The 13,678-nt window shown below is 61.4% G+C and carries 23 protein-coding genes; 1 reads left to right on the top strand and 22 read right to left on the bottom strand.

All coding sequences use genetic code 11. The features are described from left to right. Positions 1–180 precede the first annotated feature (180 nt). The 20 genes from rplO to rpsJ form a co-directional block, all read right to left on the bottom strand. Positions 181–675 (bottom strand): 50S ribosomal protein L15, encoded by a 495-nt coding sequence (gene rplO / locus ABIB51_RS00425; RefSeq protein WP_354184578.1) that lies wholly within the window; start codon positions 673–675, stop codon positions 181–183. Next, on the bottom strand, positions 676–882 hold the full coding sequence (gene rpmD, locus ABIB51_RS00420) for a 50S ribosomal protein L30 (protein WP_018773676.1): 207 nt from the start codon (positions 880–882) through the stop codon (positions 676–678). A 3-nt stretch (positions 883–885) separates the two neighbouring features. Continuing rightward, entirely contained in the window at positions 886–1,572 is a 687-nt protein-coding gene (gene rpsE, locus ABIB51_RS00415) for a 30S ribosomal protein S5 (protein WP_029704662.1), read from the bottom strand. 26 nt (positions 1,573–1,598) lie between these two features. Continuing rightward, positions 1,599–1,982, bottom strand: coding sequence for a 50S ribosomal protein L18 (gene rplR / locus ABIB51_RS00410; RefSeq protein ID WP_307460555.1), 384 nt, complete (start codon positions 1,980–1,982; stop codon positions 1,599–1,601). 2 nt (positions 1,983–1,984) lie between these two features. Continuing rightward, the gene (gene rplF / locus ABIB51_RS00405) at positions 1,985–2,521 is read right to left on the bottom strand and encodes a 50S ribosomal protein L6 (protein WP_354184577.1); all 537 of its coding nucleotides are present in this window, start codon (positions 2,519–2,521) and stop codon (positions 1,985–1,987) included. 18 nt (positions 2,522–2,539) lie between these two features. Next, positions 2,540–2,938 carry a 30S ribosomal protein S8 gene (gene rpsH / locus ABIB51_RS00400; RefSeq protein ID WP_056425243.1) on the bottom strand — a complete coding sequence of 133 codons (399 nt, stop codon included), beginning with the start codon at positions 2,936–2,938 and terminating at the stop codon, positions 2,540–2,542. Between the two features lie 95 nt (positions 2,939–3,033). Continuing rightward, a complete protein-coding gene (gene rplE, locus ABIB51_RS00395) occupies positions 3,034–3,615 on the bottom strand; it encodes a 50S ribosomal protein L5 (RefSeq protein ID WP_354184576.1) in 582 nt (193 codons plus the stop codon). Continuing rightward, the gene (rplX, locus tag ABIB51_RS00390) at positions 3,615–3,974 is read right to left on the bottom strand and encodes a 50S ribosomal protein L24 (RefSeq protein ID WP_069949294.1); all 360 of its coding nucleotides are present in this window, start codon (positions 3,972–3,974) and stop codon (positions 3,615–3,617) included. Before rplX ends, rplE begins: the two co-directional genes overlap by 1 nt. A gap of 3 nt (positions 3,975–3,977) precedes the next feature. Next, positions 3,978–4,346, bottom strand: coding sequence for a 50S ribosomal protein L14 (gene rplN / locus ABIB51_RS00385; RefSeq protein ID WP_024366126.1), 369 nt, complete (start codon positions 4,344–4,346; stop codon positions 3,978–3,980). Positions 4,347–4,843: 497 nt separating this feature from the next. After that, a complete protein-coding gene (gene rpsQ, locus ABIB51_RS00380; protein ID WP_354184575.1) occupies positions 4,844–5,152 on the bottom strand; it encodes a 30S ribosomal protein S17 in 309 nt (102 codons plus the stop codon). Beyond that, complete coding sequence (rpmC, locus tag ABIB51_RS00375; RefSeq protein ID WP_069949295.1) at positions 5,149–5,478, bottom strand: 50S ribosomal protein L29; 330 nt, start codon at positions 5,476–5,478, stop codon at positions 5,149–5,151. Before rpmC ends, rpsQ begins: the two co-directional genes overlap by 4 nt. 2 nt (positions 5,479–5,480) lie before the next feature. Beyond that, positions 5,481–5,897: a 50S ribosomal protein L16 gene (gene rplP, locus ABIB51_RS00370; protein ID WP_024366129.1), complete on the bottom strand. Its 417-nt coding sequence runs from the start codon at positions 5,895–5,897 to the stop codon at positions 5,481–5,483. Next, the gene (gene rpsC, locus ABIB51_RS00365; RefSeq protein ID WP_354184574.1) at positions 5,898–6,743 is read right to left on the bottom strand and encodes a 30S ribosomal protein S3; all 846 of its coding nucleotides are present in this window, start codon (positions 6,741–6,743) and stop codon (positions 5,898–5,900) included. Next, positions 6,744–7,109 carry a 50S ribosomal protein L22 gene (rplV, locus tag ABIB51_RS00360; RefSeq protein ID WP_354184573.1) on the bottom strand — a complete coding sequence of 122 codons (366 nt, stop codon included), beginning with the start codon at positions 7,107–7,109 and terminating at the stop codon, positions 6,744–6,746. Between the two features lie 38 nt (positions 7,110–7,147). After that, on the bottom strand, positions 7,148–7,429 hold the full coding sequence (rpsS, locus tag ABIB51_RS00355) for a 30S ribosomal protein S19 (RefSeq protein ID WP_018773666.1): 282 nt from the start codon (positions 7,427–7,429) through the stop codon (positions 7,148–7,150). A gap of 12 nt (positions 7,430–7,441) precedes the next feature. Continuing rightward, on the bottom strand, positions 7,442–8,281 hold the full coding sequence (gene rplB / locus ABIB51_RS00350) for a 50S ribosomal protein L2 (RefSeq protein WP_024366131.1): 840 nt from the start codon (positions 8,279–8,281) through the stop codon (positions 7,442–7,444). A gap of 29 nt (positions 8,282–8,310) precedes the next feature. Continuing rightward, positions 8,311–8,616, bottom strand: coding sequence for a 50S ribosomal protein L23 (gene rplW / locus ABIB51_RS00345; protein WP_024366132.1), 306 nt, complete (start codon positions 8,614–8,616; stop codon positions 8,311–8,313). Beyond that, on the bottom strand, positions 8,613–9,236 hold the full coding sequence (gene rplD / locus ABIB51_RS00340) for a 50S ribosomal protein L4 (RefSeq protein ID WP_354184572.1): 624 nt from the start codon (positions 9,234–9,236) through the stop codon (positions 8,613–8,615). The genes rplW and rplD overlap by 4 nt, the downstream gene beginning before the upstream one ends. A gap of 4 nt (positions 9,237–9,240) precedes the next feature. Beyond that, positions 9,241–9,891, bottom strand: a complete 651-nt coding sequence (gene rplC, locus ABIB51_RS00335; RefSeq protein ID WP_003803812.1) for a 50S ribosomal protein L3 — start codon at positions 9,889–9,891, stop codon at positions 9,241–9,243. Positions 9,892–9,908: 17 nt separating this feature from the next. Next, a complete protein-coding gene (rpsJ, locus tag ABIB51_RS00330; RefSeq protein WP_038464699.1) occupies positions 9,909–10,217 on the bottom strand; it encodes a 30S ribosomal protein S10 in 309 nt (102 codons plus the stop codon). A 440-nt stretch (positions 10,218–10,657) separates the two neighbouring features. Here rpsJ and ABIB51_RS00325 point away from each other — a divergent pair, with 440 nt between their 5' ends. Continuing rightward, positions 10,658–12,085, top strand: coding sequence for a GH1 family beta-glucosidase (locus ABIB51_RS00325; protein WP_354184571.1), 1,428 nt, complete (start codon positions 10,658–10,660; stop codon positions 12,083–12,085). A gap of 36 nt (positions 12,086–12,121) precedes the next feature. Here the strand turns inward: ABIB51_RS00325 and ABIB51_RS00320 are convergent, their stop codons facing one another. Together ABIB51_RS00320 and tuf are read right to left on the bottom strand one after the other, a co-directional pair. Then, on the bottom strand, positions 12,122–12,247 hold the full coding sequence (locus tag ABIB51_RS00320; RefSeq protein ID WP_354184570.1) for a hypothetical protein: 126 nt from the start codon (positions 12,245–12,247) through the stop codon (positions 12,122–12,124). Positions 12,248–12,424: 177 nt separating this feature from the next. After that, positions 12,425–13,615: an elongation factor Tu gene (tuf, locus tag ABIB51_RS00315; protein ID WP_354184569.1), complete on the bottom strand. Its 1,191-nt coding sequence runs from the start codon at positions 13,613–13,615 to the stop codon at positions 12,425–12,427. Positions 13,616–13,678 lie beyond the last annotated feature (63 nt).

Below are 13,678 nucleotides of genomic sequence, written 5' to 3'. Positions count from 1 at the left end.
TCCTGAGTAATAAGTAAAGTCGTGTGAGCCAGGTCAAATAAACCCAACAACCGAGTCTAACGGGTGAAGGCGCCCTGCGGACAATCGGCAGGGCCCTCAAATCAAGAAAAACTCCCGGTACCGGAGGCCTGGGCCCCGGTACCGGGAGTTTCAACAACGGGCAGTTGCCCCGCCGCCTCGTTAGAGGGCGGTGGTGGTTCCGCCTGCTGCTTCAATCTTTTCTGCGGCACTGGCCGAGAATTTGTGGACGGTGACGTCAACCTTGACGGTGATGTCGCCGGTGCCCAGCACCTTGACGGGCTGGTTCTTGCGAACGGCACCCTTTTCGACCAGGTTCTCCACGGTGACAGCGCCACCTTCCGGGAACAGCTCGTTGAGCTTGTCCAGGTTTACAACCTGGTACTCAACCCGGAACGGGTTCTTGAAGCCGCGCAGCTTCGGCAGGCGCATGTGCAGCGGCAGCTGGCCGCCGGCAAAGCCAGCCTTGATCTGGTAGCGGGCCTTCGTACCCTTGGTACCGCGACCGGCGGTCTTACCCTTGGAACCTTCACCACGACCAACACGGGTCTTGGCGGTCTTGGCACCCGGGGCGGGACGCAGGTGGTGAACCTTCAGTGCGTTCTGCTTCTCAGCAGTGGCGCCCTTTGCCTTTTCGGCGGTGTTCTTCTCTGCCATTTACTTCGCCTCCTCTACCTTTACCAGGTGCGGAACCGTGTTGAGCATTCCGACGGTCACGGCGTCGGCGGTGCGGACAACAGTGTGTCCGATCCGCTTAAGGCCGAGGGACCGCAGGGTGTCGCGCTGGTTCTGCTTGCCGCCAATGGCGGACTTGATCTGAGTGATCTCCAACTTTGCGTCGGAGACAAGCACGTTCTTAGCCATGACTCAGACACCTGCCTTCTGGTTCAGGAGCGCCTTCACCATTGCCGGCGGGGCGATCTCGTCGAGCGGGAGGCCGCGGCGTGCTGCCACTGCTGCCGGCTCTTCGAGGCGCTTCAGCGCGTCAACGGTCGCGTGAACGATGTTGATGGCGTTCGAAGACCCGAGCGACTTGGAGAGGATGTCGTGGATGCCCACGCACTCCAGTACTGCGCGGACCGGACCACCGGCGATAACACCGGTACCGGCGGAAGCCGGACGCAGCATTACGACGCCTGCGGCGGCCTCACCCTGAACGCGGTGCGGGATGGTGCTGCCGATGCGGGGAACGCGGAAGAAGGACTTCTTGGCCTCTTCAACGCCCTTCGCGATAGCGGCAGGAACTTCCTTAGCCTTGCCGTAGCCGACGCCGACCATACCGTTGCCGTCACCGACGACGACGAGGGCGGTGAAGCTGAAGCGACGACCACCCTTGACGACCTTGGAAACACGGTTGATGGTTACGACGCGCTCTACGAACTGGCTCTTTTCGGCTTCGCGGCCACCATCGCGGCCACCACGGCCACCACGGTCGCCACGGCCCTGGCCCTGGCCGCGGTCGCCACGCTCGCCACGACGAGCGCCACCACGGGCGCCGTCAGTGGTAGCAGGCGCGGCGGTCTCAGTTGCCGGAGCAGCTACAGCTTCAGTCACCTGTTTGTCCTTTTCGATATTTTCGGTCACAGTGACAGCCCACCTTCACGTGCGCCGTCAGCGACGGCGGCGATCCGGCCGTGGTACTTGTTACCACCGCGGTCGAAGACAACCGCTTCGATACCGGCAGCCTTGGCTCGCTCGGCGACGAGCTCGCCAACGCGCTTGGCCTTGGCAGTCTTGTCACCATCGAATGCACGAAGGTCGGCTTCCAGTGTGGAGGCGCTCGCTACGGTCAGGCCCTGGGTGTCATCGACAACCTGGACGAATACGTGGCGTGCGGAACGGTTGACGACCAGACGAGGACGTACAGCCGTGCCGGAGATGCGCTTGCGGATACGAAGCTGGCGGCGGCTGCGCTGGGCAGACTTGCTCTTGTTCGTACGCTTCTTGTTAATTGCGATCGCCATGGTTACTTACCAGCCTTTCCGACCTTGCGGCGGATGACTTCGCCTGCGTAGCGGATGCCCTTGCCCTTGTAGGGGTCCGGCTTCCGCAGTTTGCGAATGTTGGCAGCAACCTCGCCGACCTGCTGCTTGGAGATACCTGAAACAGAGAGCTTGGTCGGGGTCTCTACTGCAAAGGTGATGCCGTTCGGTGCCGTGATGTTAACCGGGTGGCTGTAGCCAAGAGCGAACTCCAGGTCAGTTCCCTTTGCCTGAACGCGGTAACCAGTACCGACAATTTCAAGCTTCTTCTCGTAGCCTGCGGTGACACCCTGGATCATGTTGGCGATAAGGGTGCGGGTCAGGCCGTGCAGCGAACGTGAGGCGCGCTCGTCGTTCGGGCGGGCGACAGTCAGGGTGCCATCTTCCAGGGAAACCTCGATCGGGCTGGGCACAGTGTGGCTCAGCTCGCCTTTGGAACCCTTGACGCTGACGACAGAGCCGTCAACCTTGACCTCAACGCCGGCAGGAACGGTGATGGGGAGACGTCCAATACGTGACATTATTCTCTTCCTTTCCCGTTACCAGACGTAAGCGAGGACTTCGCCGCCCACGCCCTTCTTGCCGGCCTGCTTGTCAGTCAAGAGGCCGGAAGAGGTGGACAGGATTGCGACACCCAGGCCACCGAGCACGTGCGGCAGGTTGGTGGACTTTGCGTAAACACGCAGTCCCGGCTTGGAAATACGACGAACGCCAGCGATTGAACGCTCGCGGTTCGGACCGAACTTGAGCTCGAGGGTCAGCTTCTTGCCGACTTCAGCGTCTTCTTCTTTCCAGGAGGCGATGTAACCTTCGGCCTTCAGGATGTCGGCAACGCGTGCCTTGAGCTTGCTGTACGGCATAGACACGGAATCGTGGTACGCCGAGTTTGCGTTGCGCAGACGCGTAAGCATGTCTGCGACGGGATCTGTCATTGTCATGGTGGGCTCTTGCCCTTCCTCATAACGGTTTCCGCCGTGCTGCTTTCCCGAACAGAATTCGGAACCAGCGCGGACGGACCTTTTACGTAGCTAGATTAATCTTCGGTCTTGAACGGGAAGCCAAGCGCCTTGAGCAGCGCGCGGCCTTCGTCGTCGGTCTTGGCAGTGGTCACGACGGTGATGTCCATGCCGCGTACGCGGTCAATGGAATCCTGGTCGATCTCGTGGAACATAACCTGCTCGGTCAGACCGAAGGTGTAGTTGCCGTTGCCGTCGAACTGCTTGCCGCTGAGGCCCCGGAAGTCGCGGATACGCGGCAGAGCCAGCGTGACCAGACGGTCCAGGAATTCCCACATGCGGTCCCCACGCAGGGTCGCGTGTGCACCGATCGGCATGCCTTCGCGCAGCTTGAACTGTGCGATCGACTTGCGGGCCTTGGTTACCTGCGGCTTCTGGCCGGTGATCAGGGTCAGATCGCGGACGGCGCCGTCGATCAGCTTGGAGTCCTTGGCGGCATCTCCAACACCCATGTTCACAACGACCTTGACCAGACGGGGAACCTGGTTGACGTTCGAGTACTTGAATTCCTCAACGAGCGTGCTCTTGATGGAATCCGCGTACTTGGTCTTCAGACGAGGAACGATCTTGCTTGCCGGAGTCTCGAGAGTCTCAGTCATTAGATGTCCTTCCCTGAGCTCTTGGCCACGCGGACGCGCACTTCGCGCTTCACGCCATCGCGCTCAACGGTCTCGGTGCGGAAACCGACGCGGGTGGGCTTCTTGGTGGACGGGTCAACCAGAGCCACGTTGGAGATGTGGATCGTAGCCTCGACGACTTCGATGCCACCGGTCTTGGTGCCGCGCTGCGACTGACCGACCTTGGTGTGCTTGGTTACGCGGTTAATGCCTTCGACCAGCAAACGGTTGGTCTCGGGGAATACGCGCAGAACCTTGCCCTGCTTGCCTTTGTCGCCGCCGCGCTCAGCCTTGGCGCCAGTGATGACCTGAACCAGGTCACCCTTTTTGATCTTAGCCATGGACTAAAGCACCTCCGGAGCCAGAGAAACGATCTTCATGAACTTCTTATCGCGAAGTTCACGACCAACCGGTCCGAAGATGCGGGTACCGCGGGGGTCACCGTCAGCCTTCAGGATCACAGCTGCGTTCTCGTCAAACTTGATATAGGAACCATCCGCACGGCGGCGTTCCTTCTTGGTACGGACGATGACAGCCTTGACGACGTCGCCCTTCTTTACGTTGCCGCCCGGAATTGCGTCCTTGACGGTAGCGACGATTACGTCACCAATGCCTGCGTAGCGACGGCCAGATCCACCGAGAACGCGAATGGTAAGGATTTCCTTAGCACCCGTGTTGTCGGCGACCTTGAGTCGCGACTCCTGCTGAATCACTATTTACTCCTTGCGTCGCGCTGGTTCTCAGACCGAAAATCTTCCTACGGAATGAGCCTTGCGGAACGGTTGATCGGGGTGTCTCTTGACCTGCCTGGATTTTGCCAGGCCAGGCCTAAACTCCCGTGCCAAAAACATTTGCTTCCCAGGCGGATCCCGACGGGTCGGGGCGCGAGGGGGCACTATGCCGTGGCACGATTGTTTACGAGGTTTACTGACGGCGCAGAAATAGCGCCATACAAACTCAAAATCTTAGCACGTTTGGGCCGCCAGTCAGAATCAGCTACTACCACAGCCGGGGCCGTCACGCACTGCACACTTTCGGCCGGGCTGACGCTGCACTTCCCCCGGGATCCCGGCCCGCCGGCGTCGTAGGCCTCCCCAAAGCCTGCTCCGCGTGACGCCGCTACGTGGGCGCCGGCAACGCAGAAACCCCCGCTCCCACAAGGGGGACGGGGGTTTCTCATCAGCTCCCCTGTACAGGGGAGCTGCTGGTGTTACTTGGCCTTCTCGAGGATCTCCACCAGGCGCCACCGCTTGGTAGCGGAAAGCGGGCGGGTCTCGGCGAGGAGAACGAGGTCGCCGATGCCGGCGCTGTTCTCTTCGTCGTGAGCCTTGATCTTCGTGTTGCGGCGAAGGACCTTGCCATAGAGGGCGTGCTTCACACGGTCCTCGACCTGGACAACGATGGTCTTTTCCATCTTGTCCGAGACCACATAGCCGCGCTTCGTCTTACGGTCACCGCGCTCGCCAGCCGTAGCTGCGCCGGAAACAGTTTCCGTCACGTTCTCGTCCTTTTCACTCACTTGGCATCCTCCTCGGTCTCAACCGTTTCAGCCTTGTCGGCCTTCTTGGTTGCAGCCTTCTTGGACTTCTTTTCTTCCTTGGCTTCCACAACCGGCGCGGCAACCTCGGCACGAATGCCCAGCTCGCGCTCACGGAGAACGGTGTAGATGCGTGCGATGTCCTTCTTTACCGCGCGCAGCCGACCGTGGTTCTCCAGCTGGCCGGTGGCGGACTGGAAACGCAGGTTGAACAGCTCTTCCTTGGCTTTCCGGAGTTCTTCAACGAGTCGCTCGTTGTCGAAACCGTCCAGCTGTGCGGATGCAAGTTCCTTGGATCCTACTGACATTTCTATTCACCACCTTCGCGACGCAGAATGCGTGCCTTCAACGGGAGCTTGTGGATCGCCAAGCGAAGTGCCTCGCGGGCAGTCTCTTCATCGACACCGGAGATCTCGAAGAGGACCCGGCCCGGCTTGACGTTTGAGACCCACCATTCCGGAGAACCCTTACCGGAACCCATGCGGGTTTCGGCCGGCTTCTTCGTCAGCGGGCGGTCCGGATAGATGTTGATCCAGACCTTGCCGCCACGCTTGATGTGGCGGGTCATCGCGATACGAGCAGACTCGATCTGACGGTTGGTGACGTATGCCGGGCTCAGAGCCTGGATACCCCATTCACCGAAGGAGACCTTGGTGCCGCCCGTAGCAGCGCCGGAACGACCCGGGTGGTGCTGCTTACGGTGCTTGACTCGACGTGGGATAAGCATTTAAGCCTGTCCTCCTTCTACTGCCTGTGCCGAACCTGCGGCACCGGCTTCAGCGGCCGTAGCCTCTGCAGCAGGAGCTGCTTCGGCTGCCGGACGGTCAGTACGACGGCGGCGGTCACCACGGTCAGCGCCACCCGGGCGGCCCGGGCGTTCGCTGGCACCACGGCCACGGGACGGAGCAGCAGCTGCCTGCTGAGCCAGTTCCTTGGCGGTGACGTCACCCTTGTAGATCCAGACCTTCACGCCGATGCGGCCGAAGGTGGTCTTGGCCTCGTAGAAGCCGTAGTCGATGTTCGCGCGGAGGGTGTGCAGGGGCACACGGCCTTCGCGGTAGAACTCCGAGCGGGACATTTCTGCGCCGCCCAGTCGACCCGAGCAAGCGATCCGGATGCCCTTGGCACCGGCGCGCTGCGCGGACTGCATGGCCTTCTTCATCGCACGGCGGAAAGCCACGCGGGAAGTCAGCTGCTCAGCAACGCCCTGGGCAACAAGCTGGGCTTCCATCTCGGGGTTCTTGACCTCGAGGATGTTCAGCTGAACCTGCTTGCCCGTGAGCTTCTCGAGCTCGCCGCGGATGCGGTCTGCTTCTGCACCGCGGCGGCCGATGACGATGCCCGGACGTGCCGTGTGGATATCCACACGGACGCGGTCGCGGGTGCGCTCGATTTCGACCTTGGCGATACCGGCGCGCTCCATGCCCGTGGACATGAGCTGGCGGATACGGATGTCTTCGCGAACGAAGTCCTTGTACCGCTGGCCGGGCTTGGTGCTGTCAGCAAACCAGTGCGATACGTGATCGGTGGTGATGCCGAGTCGGAACCCGTGCGGGTTAACTTTCTGTCCCACTTAGCGAGCCTCCTCTTTCTCCGGGGTAGCGACTACCACGGTGATGTGGCTCGTGCGCTTCTTGATCTGAAATGCACGACCCTGGGCTCGCGGCTGGAACCGCTTCATGGTCGGGCCTTCATCAACAAACGCTTCGCTGATGATGAGGTCACCTTCGTCAAACGCCACGCCGTCGCGGTCCGCGAGGACCCGGGCGTTGGAGATTGCCGACTGAACTACCTTGAATACCGGCTCTGAAGCTGCCTGGGGGGCAAACTTCAGAATTGCCAGAGCCTCATTCGCTTGCTTACCACGAACAAGGTTGACGACGCGCCGGGCCTTCATAGGCGTTACGCGGATGAAACGCGCAATTGCCTTGGCTTCCATTGCTTTCCTTCTCTCGTCTTTGACGTAAGTGCAGGCGCCTAGCGGCGCTTGCCCTTACGGTCGTCCTTGACATGGCCGCGGAATGTCCGCGTGGGAGCGAATTCGCCGAGCTTGTGCCCGACCATCGACTCAGTGACAAACACGGGGATGTGCTTGCGTCCGTCGTGTACGGCGATCGTGTGGCCGAGCATGTCGGGGACGATCATCGAGCGGCGGGACCAGGTCTTGATAACGTTCTTGGTGCCCTTTTCGTTTTCCCTGGCTACCTTCACAAAGAGGTGCTGGTCAACGAAAGGACCTTTTTTCAGGCTGCGTGGCATGTGTCCAGGCTCCTATCGCTTGTTCTTGCCAGTACGACGGCGACGAACAATAAGCTTGTCGCTCTCTTTGTTGGGACGGCGGGTGCGGCCTTCGCGCTTACCGTTCGGGTTGACGGGGTGACGTCCACCGGACGTCTTACCCTCGCCACCACCGTGGGGGTGGTCGACCGGGTTCATGGCGACACCACGGACGGTCGGGCGAACGCCCTTCCACCGCATACGGCCGGCCTTGCCCCAGTTGATGTTCGACTGCTCGGCGTTGCCGACCTCGCCGACGGTTGCGCGGCAGCGCACGTCGACGTTGCGGATTTCGCCGGAAGGCAGACGCAGCTGGGCGAAACGGCCTTCCTTTGCAACGAGCTGGATCGATGCGCCGGCGGAGCGGCCCATCTTGGCGCCGCCACCCGGACGCAGTTCGACTGCGTGGATTACGGTACCGACCGGGATGTTGCGCAGCGGCAGGTTGTTGCCGGGCTTGATGTCAGCGTCGGCACCTGCCTCTACGGTGTCACCCTGGGCCAGCTTGTTCGGGGCGATGATGTAACGCTTGGTGCCATCAACGTAGTGCAGGAGGGCGATGCGAGCCGTGCGGTTCGGATCGTACTCAATTTCGGCAACGCGGGCGTTGACGCCGTCTTTGTCGTGGCGACGGAAGTCGATCAGACGGTACTGGCGCTTGTGGCCACCACCCTTGTGACGGGTCGTGATCTTACCGGTGTTGTTTCGGCCACCCTTTTTCGGGAGGGGACGAACCAACGACTTTTCCGGCGTCGACCGCGTGATTTCAGTGAAGTCCGCTACGCTCGAGCCGCGACGGCCCGGGGTAGTCGGCTTGTATTTACGGATTCCCATAATTTATTTCCTCGTTAAAGTGGTCTCCGCTACGAGAGCGGACCGCCGAAGATGTCGATAGTGCCTTCTTTGAGGCTCACAATTGCACGCTTGGTGTTCTTGCGGGTACCCCATCCGAATTTGGTGCGCTTGCGCTTACCGGCACGGTTGATGGTGTTGATCGAGTCGACCTTGACGGAGAAAATTTTCTCCACGGCCAGCTTGATCTCGGTCTTGTTCGAGCGGGGGTCCACCAGGAAGGTGTACTTGCCCTCATCGATCAGGCCGTAGCTCTTTTCCGAAACGACGGGTGCAAGCACGACGTCGCGCGGGTCTTTGATGGTGGCTGCACTCACTTGGCATCCTCCTCGTTCTTTGCCACTGCCTTGCCAGCAACGAATGCTTCGTAGGCAGCCTTGGTGAAGACAACGTCATCGGAAACGAGAACGTCGTAGGTGTTCAGCTGGTCTGCGTACAGAACGTGAACATCCGTGAGGTTGCGCACGGAGAGTGCAGCAACGTCGTTGGCGCGCTCGATGACGATGAGCAGGTTCTTGCGCTCGGAGACACCTCGCAGCGTTGCCAGTGCGGCGCTGGAGGACGGCTTGGTGCCGGCTACCAGTTCAGCGACAACGTGGATGCGGCCGTTACGGGCGCGGTCAGAGAGAGCGCCGCGCAGTGCAGCAGCAATCATCTTCTTGGGGGTGCGCTGGCTGTAGTCACGCGGCGTGGGGCCGTGGACAACGCCACCACCGGTCATGTGAGGAGCACGGATTGAACCCTGACGGGCGCGGCCGGTGCCCTTCTGCTTGAACGGCTTGCGACCTGCACCGGAAACCTCGGCGCGGGTCTTGGTCTTGTGGGTACCCTGGCGAGCAGCAGCGAGCTGGGCAACGACGACCTGGTGCAGCAGCGGCACGTTGGTCTGTACGTCGAAGATCTCTGCAGGCAGGTCAACCTTGACAGTGCTAGTCATTGAACTAGGCTCCCTTCACGGCGGTGCGTACGAGTACGACCTGGCCGCGGGCGCCGGGGACGGCACCCTTGATCAGGAGCAGCGACTTCTCGACGTCAACCGCGTGGACCGTGAGGTTCAGCGTGGTGTGACGAACGGCGCCCATGCGGCCGGCCATTTTCATGCCCTTGAAGACGCGGCTCGGGGTGGATGCGCCACCGATAGAACCGGGCTTACGGTGGTTCTTGTGGGCACCGTGGGAAGCTCCAACGCCGTGGAAGCCGTGACGCTTCATAACACCGGCGAAGCCCTTACCCTTGGTGGTGCCAACGACGTCGATCTTCTGGCCGGCTTCGAAGAGCTCAACAGAAAGCTCCTGGCCCAGCTCGTAAGAGTCAGCATCTGCAGTGCGCAGTTCTACGACGTGGCGGCGAGGCGTGACGCCTGCCTTTTCAAAGTGACCAGCCAGCGGCTTGGTGACCTTGCGGGGATCGATCTGGCCGTAGCCGATCTGAACGGCGACATAGCCATCAGTCTCTGCATTGCGCAGCTGCGTGATGACGTTTGAGTCTGCCTGGACCACAGTGACGGGGATGAGCTTGTTGTTCTCGTCCCAGACCTGGGTCATGCCGAGCTTCGTGCCCAGCAGGCCCTTTACGTTACGGGTTGCGGTCATAGTCTCTCAGCACCTCCCTACAGCTTGATTTCGATGTTCACGTCGGCCGGCAGGTCGAGACGCATAAGCGAATCAACAGCCTTGGGCGTGGGATCGATGATGTCGATAAGACGCTTGTGCGTGCGCATTTCAAAGTGCTCGCGGCTGTCCTTGTATTTGTGCGGAGAGCGGATGACGCAGTAGATGTTCTTCTCCGTCGGCAGCGGCACAGGGCCTACTACCGTGGCGCCTGCGCGCGTGACCGTCTCAACGATCTTCCGTGCTGAAACGTCAATGACCTCGTGGTCGTATGACTTCAGCCGGATGCGGATTTTTTGTCCCGCCATGTCGCCTGACTCTCTTTCAGTCTGTGCTTCCCCTGATTGGGGCTGCTCTGTTCACTTACTCGTTGCATGTGGCTGCCGAAGCAATTGAAGTCGTAACTACCACCCGCCGCACAAGCTGAATCCGGAAGAATCCGGGTTCCTCAACCTGCCGGCGTAACCGACCCCCGCGGTCGGGCGTGTCGCGCTTAGCACGCGTACCCGCCCGCAGTTCCATGGGGAGTGGGTTATGTTTGGTCTCCTACCTGGACCCTGACACCCGGCATTATCCGGATCGGGACGCGAAGGAGCGCTTGAACAACTCATCTAGTATGCCGGAATTAATGGGCAGAAGCGAATCAGTGCCCGCACGGGGCGCTCCCAGCCACCGGATCGCAGCCGGAGCCGCACGGCGACGTTCCCGGCTCATTGCCTTCAGCAACCGTCAAATGGATGATAGGGACATGACTGTGCAGGATTCTGTGGCAGTTCAGGCCCTCGCCGCGCGCCTGAGCCCCGATTTCCAGCTGGGGGTGGCCTCGGCTGCCTTCCAGATCGAAGGCGGGCTTTCGGCAGGCGGCCGCGGCCCCTCGGGCTGGGACGCCTTTGCCGAGAAGCCCGGCAGCATCCTCGACGGCCACTCCCCCGCCGTCGCCTGCGACCACTACAACCGGGCACCGGAAGACGTCGAACTGATGCGGGCCCTGGGCATCGACTCCTACCGCTTCTCCATCTCCTGGCCGCGGATCCAGCCCGAGGGCACCGGTTCTTTCAACAAGGAAGGACTCGACTTCTACGACCGGCTGATCGACCAGTTGCTCGAGGCCGGCATCTCCCCTATGGCCACGCTGTACCACTGGGATACGCCGCTTCCCCTGGAGCACCGCGGCGGCTGGCTGACCCGCTCGACGGCGGAACACTTCGCCGAGTACTGCGCCAAGGCCGGCCAGCGCTTCGGCGACCGGGTGGCGCAGTGGGTGACACTCAACGAGCCTGTCTCCGTAACCCTCAACGGCTACGCCCTGGGCCTGCACGCACCGGGCCATGACCTGCTTTTCAACGCGCTGCCCTCGGTCCATCACCAGCTCCTGGGCCACGGATTGGCCGTCCAGGCCCTGCGCGCAGTGGGAGTCGCCGGCAGCGTCGGGGTCACCAACCTGCATTCCCCGGTCCGTCCCGCGTCCCGCTCCCTGACCGATCAGTTGCTGGCAAAAGTCTTCGACCTTGTCCTGAATCGTGTCTACGCCGATCCAATCCTCCTGGGCAGCTACCCCAAACCGCCCCTGGTAGCGCGGCCGTGGTTCCGTTCGCTGGGCAGGATCACCGACGCGGACCTGCGGGACATCCACCAGCCGCTCGATTTCTACGGGCTGAACTACTACTACCCGGTGAAAGTCGCCACCGGGCGCGGTTCGGGTGAGAGCCCGGCCGGAACGGCGGACGCCATGCTGAAGATGCCGTTCCATCTGGCCGACTTCCCGGAATACGGGACCACCGGTTTCGGCTGGCCGGTGGCACCGGACCACCTCGGGGTGCTGCTCCGCGAACTGAAGGACCGGTACGGTGCAGCCCTCCCGCCTCTCTACATCACGGAGAGCGGGGCCAGCTTCCCGGAACCGGACCATGTCTCCGGCCCCATCGCCGATGAGGCTCGGATCAGTTACCTGGCCGCGCACCTGGGCCATGCCCTGGACGCCACCGCCCCGGGCGGCATCGCCGAGGACGTGGAGCTCCTGGGCTACTACGTGTGGACCCTGATGGATAACTTCGAATGGGCGGCCGGGTACTCCCAGCGCTTCGGTCTGGTGCATGTTGATTTCGACACCCTCCAGCGCACGCCGAAGGACTCCTACTACTGGTACCAGGCGCTCAGCAGGGCCCGGCGCGCCTGACGCACCAGCGCGCCGGCACGGGCCGGCAGCGGGTGTCTACTGCTTCTTGTTGGCGCGGTTGATCCGCTTTGCCCGCTCGATCTCCTGGCGGAAGTTCTTCCGTACCCAGAAGATCCCCGTGACGATGGCTGCTGCCAGCAGGAGGAAAATTAGCCATTCCATGCCGGACTCCTCTCTCGGTAGTGCACGCTGTTCCTGCCACCTTAACAAATAAGTACGACCACTATGGGGAAGACAAAAAAGAACAGCCCCGCTGCTGATGCAGCGGGGCTGTTCCAACCTTCACGGCGGCCGTCAGACGGCCGGCCGATCGGAGATCTAACTACAGATCAGCAAGTACTACTTGATGATCTTGGTAACGCGTCCCGAACCAACGGTGCGTCCGCCTTCGCGGATAGCGAAGCCGAGGCCGTCTTCCATGGCGATGGGCTGGATGAGCGCAACGGTCATCTCAGTGTTGTCGCCAGGCATAACCATTTCCGTGCCTTCCGGCAGGGTGATAACGCCGGTTACGTCCGTGGTGCGGAAGTAGAACTGCGGGCGGTAGTTGGAGTAGAACGGGTTGTGACGTCCGCCTTCGTCCTTGGAGAGGATGTAGACGTTAGCCTCGAAGTCGGTGTGCGGGGTAATGGAACCCGGCTTGACGACAACCTGGCCACGCTCGACATCGTCGCGCTTCAGACCGCGGAGCAGGAGGCCACAGTTCTCGCCGGCCCATGCTTCGTCGAGCTGCTTGTGGAACATCTCGATACCGGTAACCGTGGTCTTCTGGACCGGGCGGATGCCGACGATCTCGACCTCGGAGTTGATGGCGAGGGTTCCACGCTCGGCGCGGCCCGTTACAACGGTGCCACGGCCGGTGATCGTGAAGACGTCTTCGATCGGCATCAGGAACGGCTTGTCACGGTCACGTACGGGGTCCGGAACGGACTCGTCGACAGCTTCCATGAGGTCCTCGACGGACTTGACCCAGATCGGGTCGCCTTCGAGAGCCTTCAGACCGGAAACGCGAACAACCGGAGCCTCATCGCCATCGAAGCCCTGAGCCGAAAGCAGCTCGCGAACTTCCATTTCGACGAGGTCGAGGAGCTCTTCGTCATCGACCATGTCCGACTTGTTCAGTGCAACCAGCAGGTAGGGAACGCCAACCTGGCGGGCCAGCAGGACGTGCTCGCGGGTCTGAGCCATCGGGCCGTCAGTGGCGGCAACCACGAGGATTGCACCGTCCATCTGTGCAGCACCGGTGATCATGTTCTTGATGTAGTCAGCGTGACCCGGAGCGTCTACGTGTGCGTAGTGGCGCTTCTCGGTCTGGTACTCAACGTGGGAGATGTTGATGGTAATGCCGCGCTGACGCTCTTCGGGAGCAGAGTCAATGGACGCGAAGTCGCGCTGCTCGTTGAGTGTCGGGTACTTGTCGTACAGCACCTTGGAAATCGCGGCCGTCAACGTCGTCTTACCGTGGTCAACGTGACCAATGGTGCCGATGTTAACGTGCGGCTTAGTCCGCTCGAACTTTGCCTTTGCCACAGGTTCCTCCTAGAACGTTTTCAAATGACTTACCCTTCGACCGCGCTTGTCGCGACGAAACTT

Source organism: Arthrobacter sp. UYCu712, from assembly GCF_040547005.1.
Classification (GTDB): Bacteria; Actinomycetota; Actinomycetes; order Actinomycetales; family Micrococcaceae; genus Arthrobacter.
The sequence above is the reverse complement of the archived record's forward strand: the minus strand, read 5'-3'. Positions and strand labels throughout refer to the sequence as shown.

Bases quoted from the DNA above. Each gene is read 5' to 3' on its own strand.
- rplO (WP_354184578.1), bottom strand. From the start codon at position 675: ATGGCAGAGAAGAACACCGCCGAAAAGGCAAAGGGCGCCACTGCTGAG.
- rpmD (WP_018773676.1), bottom strand. From the start codon at position 882: ATGGCTAAGAACGTGCTTGTCTCCGACGCAAAGTTGGAGATCACTCAG.
- rplR (WP_307460555.1), bottom strand. From the start codon at position 1,982: ATGGCGATCGCAATTAACAAGAAGCGTACGAACAAGAGCAAGTCTGCC.
- rplF (WP_354184577.1), bottom strand. From the start codon at position 2,521: ATGTCACGTATTGGACGTCTCCCCATCACCGTTCCTGCCGGCGTTGAG.
- rpsH (WP_056425243.1), bottom strand. From the start codon at position 2,938: ATGACAATGACAGATCCCGTCGCAGACATGCTTACGCGTCTGCGCAAC.
- rplE (WP_354184576.1), bottom strand. From the start codon at position 3,615: ATGACTGAGACTCTCGAGACTCCGGCAAGCAAGATCGTTCCTCGTCTG.
- rplX (WP_069949294.1), bottom strand. From the start codon at position 3,974: ATGGCTAAGATCAAAAAGGGTGACCTGGTTCAGGTCATCACTGGCGCC.
- rpmC (WP_069949295.1), bottom strand. From the start codon at position 5,478: ATGTCAGTAGGATCCAAGGAACTTGCATCCGCACAGCTGGACGGTTTC.
- rplP (WP_024366129.1), bottom strand. From the start codon at position 5,897: ATGCTTATCCCACGTCGAGTCAAGCACCGTAAGCAGCACCACCCGGGT.
- rplV (WP_354184573.1), bottom strand. From the start codon at position 7,109: ATGGAAGCCAAGGCAATTGCGCGTTTCATCCGCGTAACGCCTATGAAG.
- rpsS (WP_018773666.1), bottom strand. From the start codon at position 7,429: ATGCCACGCAGCCTGAAAAAAGGTCCTTTCGTTGACCAGCACCTCTTT.
- rplB (WP_024366131.1), bottom strand. From the start codon at position 8,281: ATGGGAATCCGTAAATACAAGCCGACTACCCCGGGCCGTCGCGGCTCG.
- rplD (WP_354184572.1), bottom strand. From the start codon at position 9,236: ATGACTAGCACTGTCAAGGTTGACCTGCCTGCAGAGATCTTCGACGTA.
- rplC (WP_003803812.1), bottom strand. From the start codon at position 9,891: ATGACCGCAACCCGTAACGTAAAGGGCCTGCTGGGCACGAAGCTCGGC.
- rpsJ (WP_038464699.1), bottom strand. From the start codon at position 10,217: ATGGCGGGACAAAAAATCCGCATCCGGCTGAAGTCATACGACCACGAG.
- ABIB51_RS00325 (WP_354184571.1), top strand. From the start codon at position 10,658: ATGACTGTGCAGGATTCTGTGGCAGTTCAGGCCCTCGCCGCGCGCCTG.
- ABIB51_RS00320 (WP_354184570.1), bottom strand. From the start codon at position 12,247: ATGGAATGGCTAATTTTCCTCCTGCTGGCAGCAGCCATCGTCACGGGG.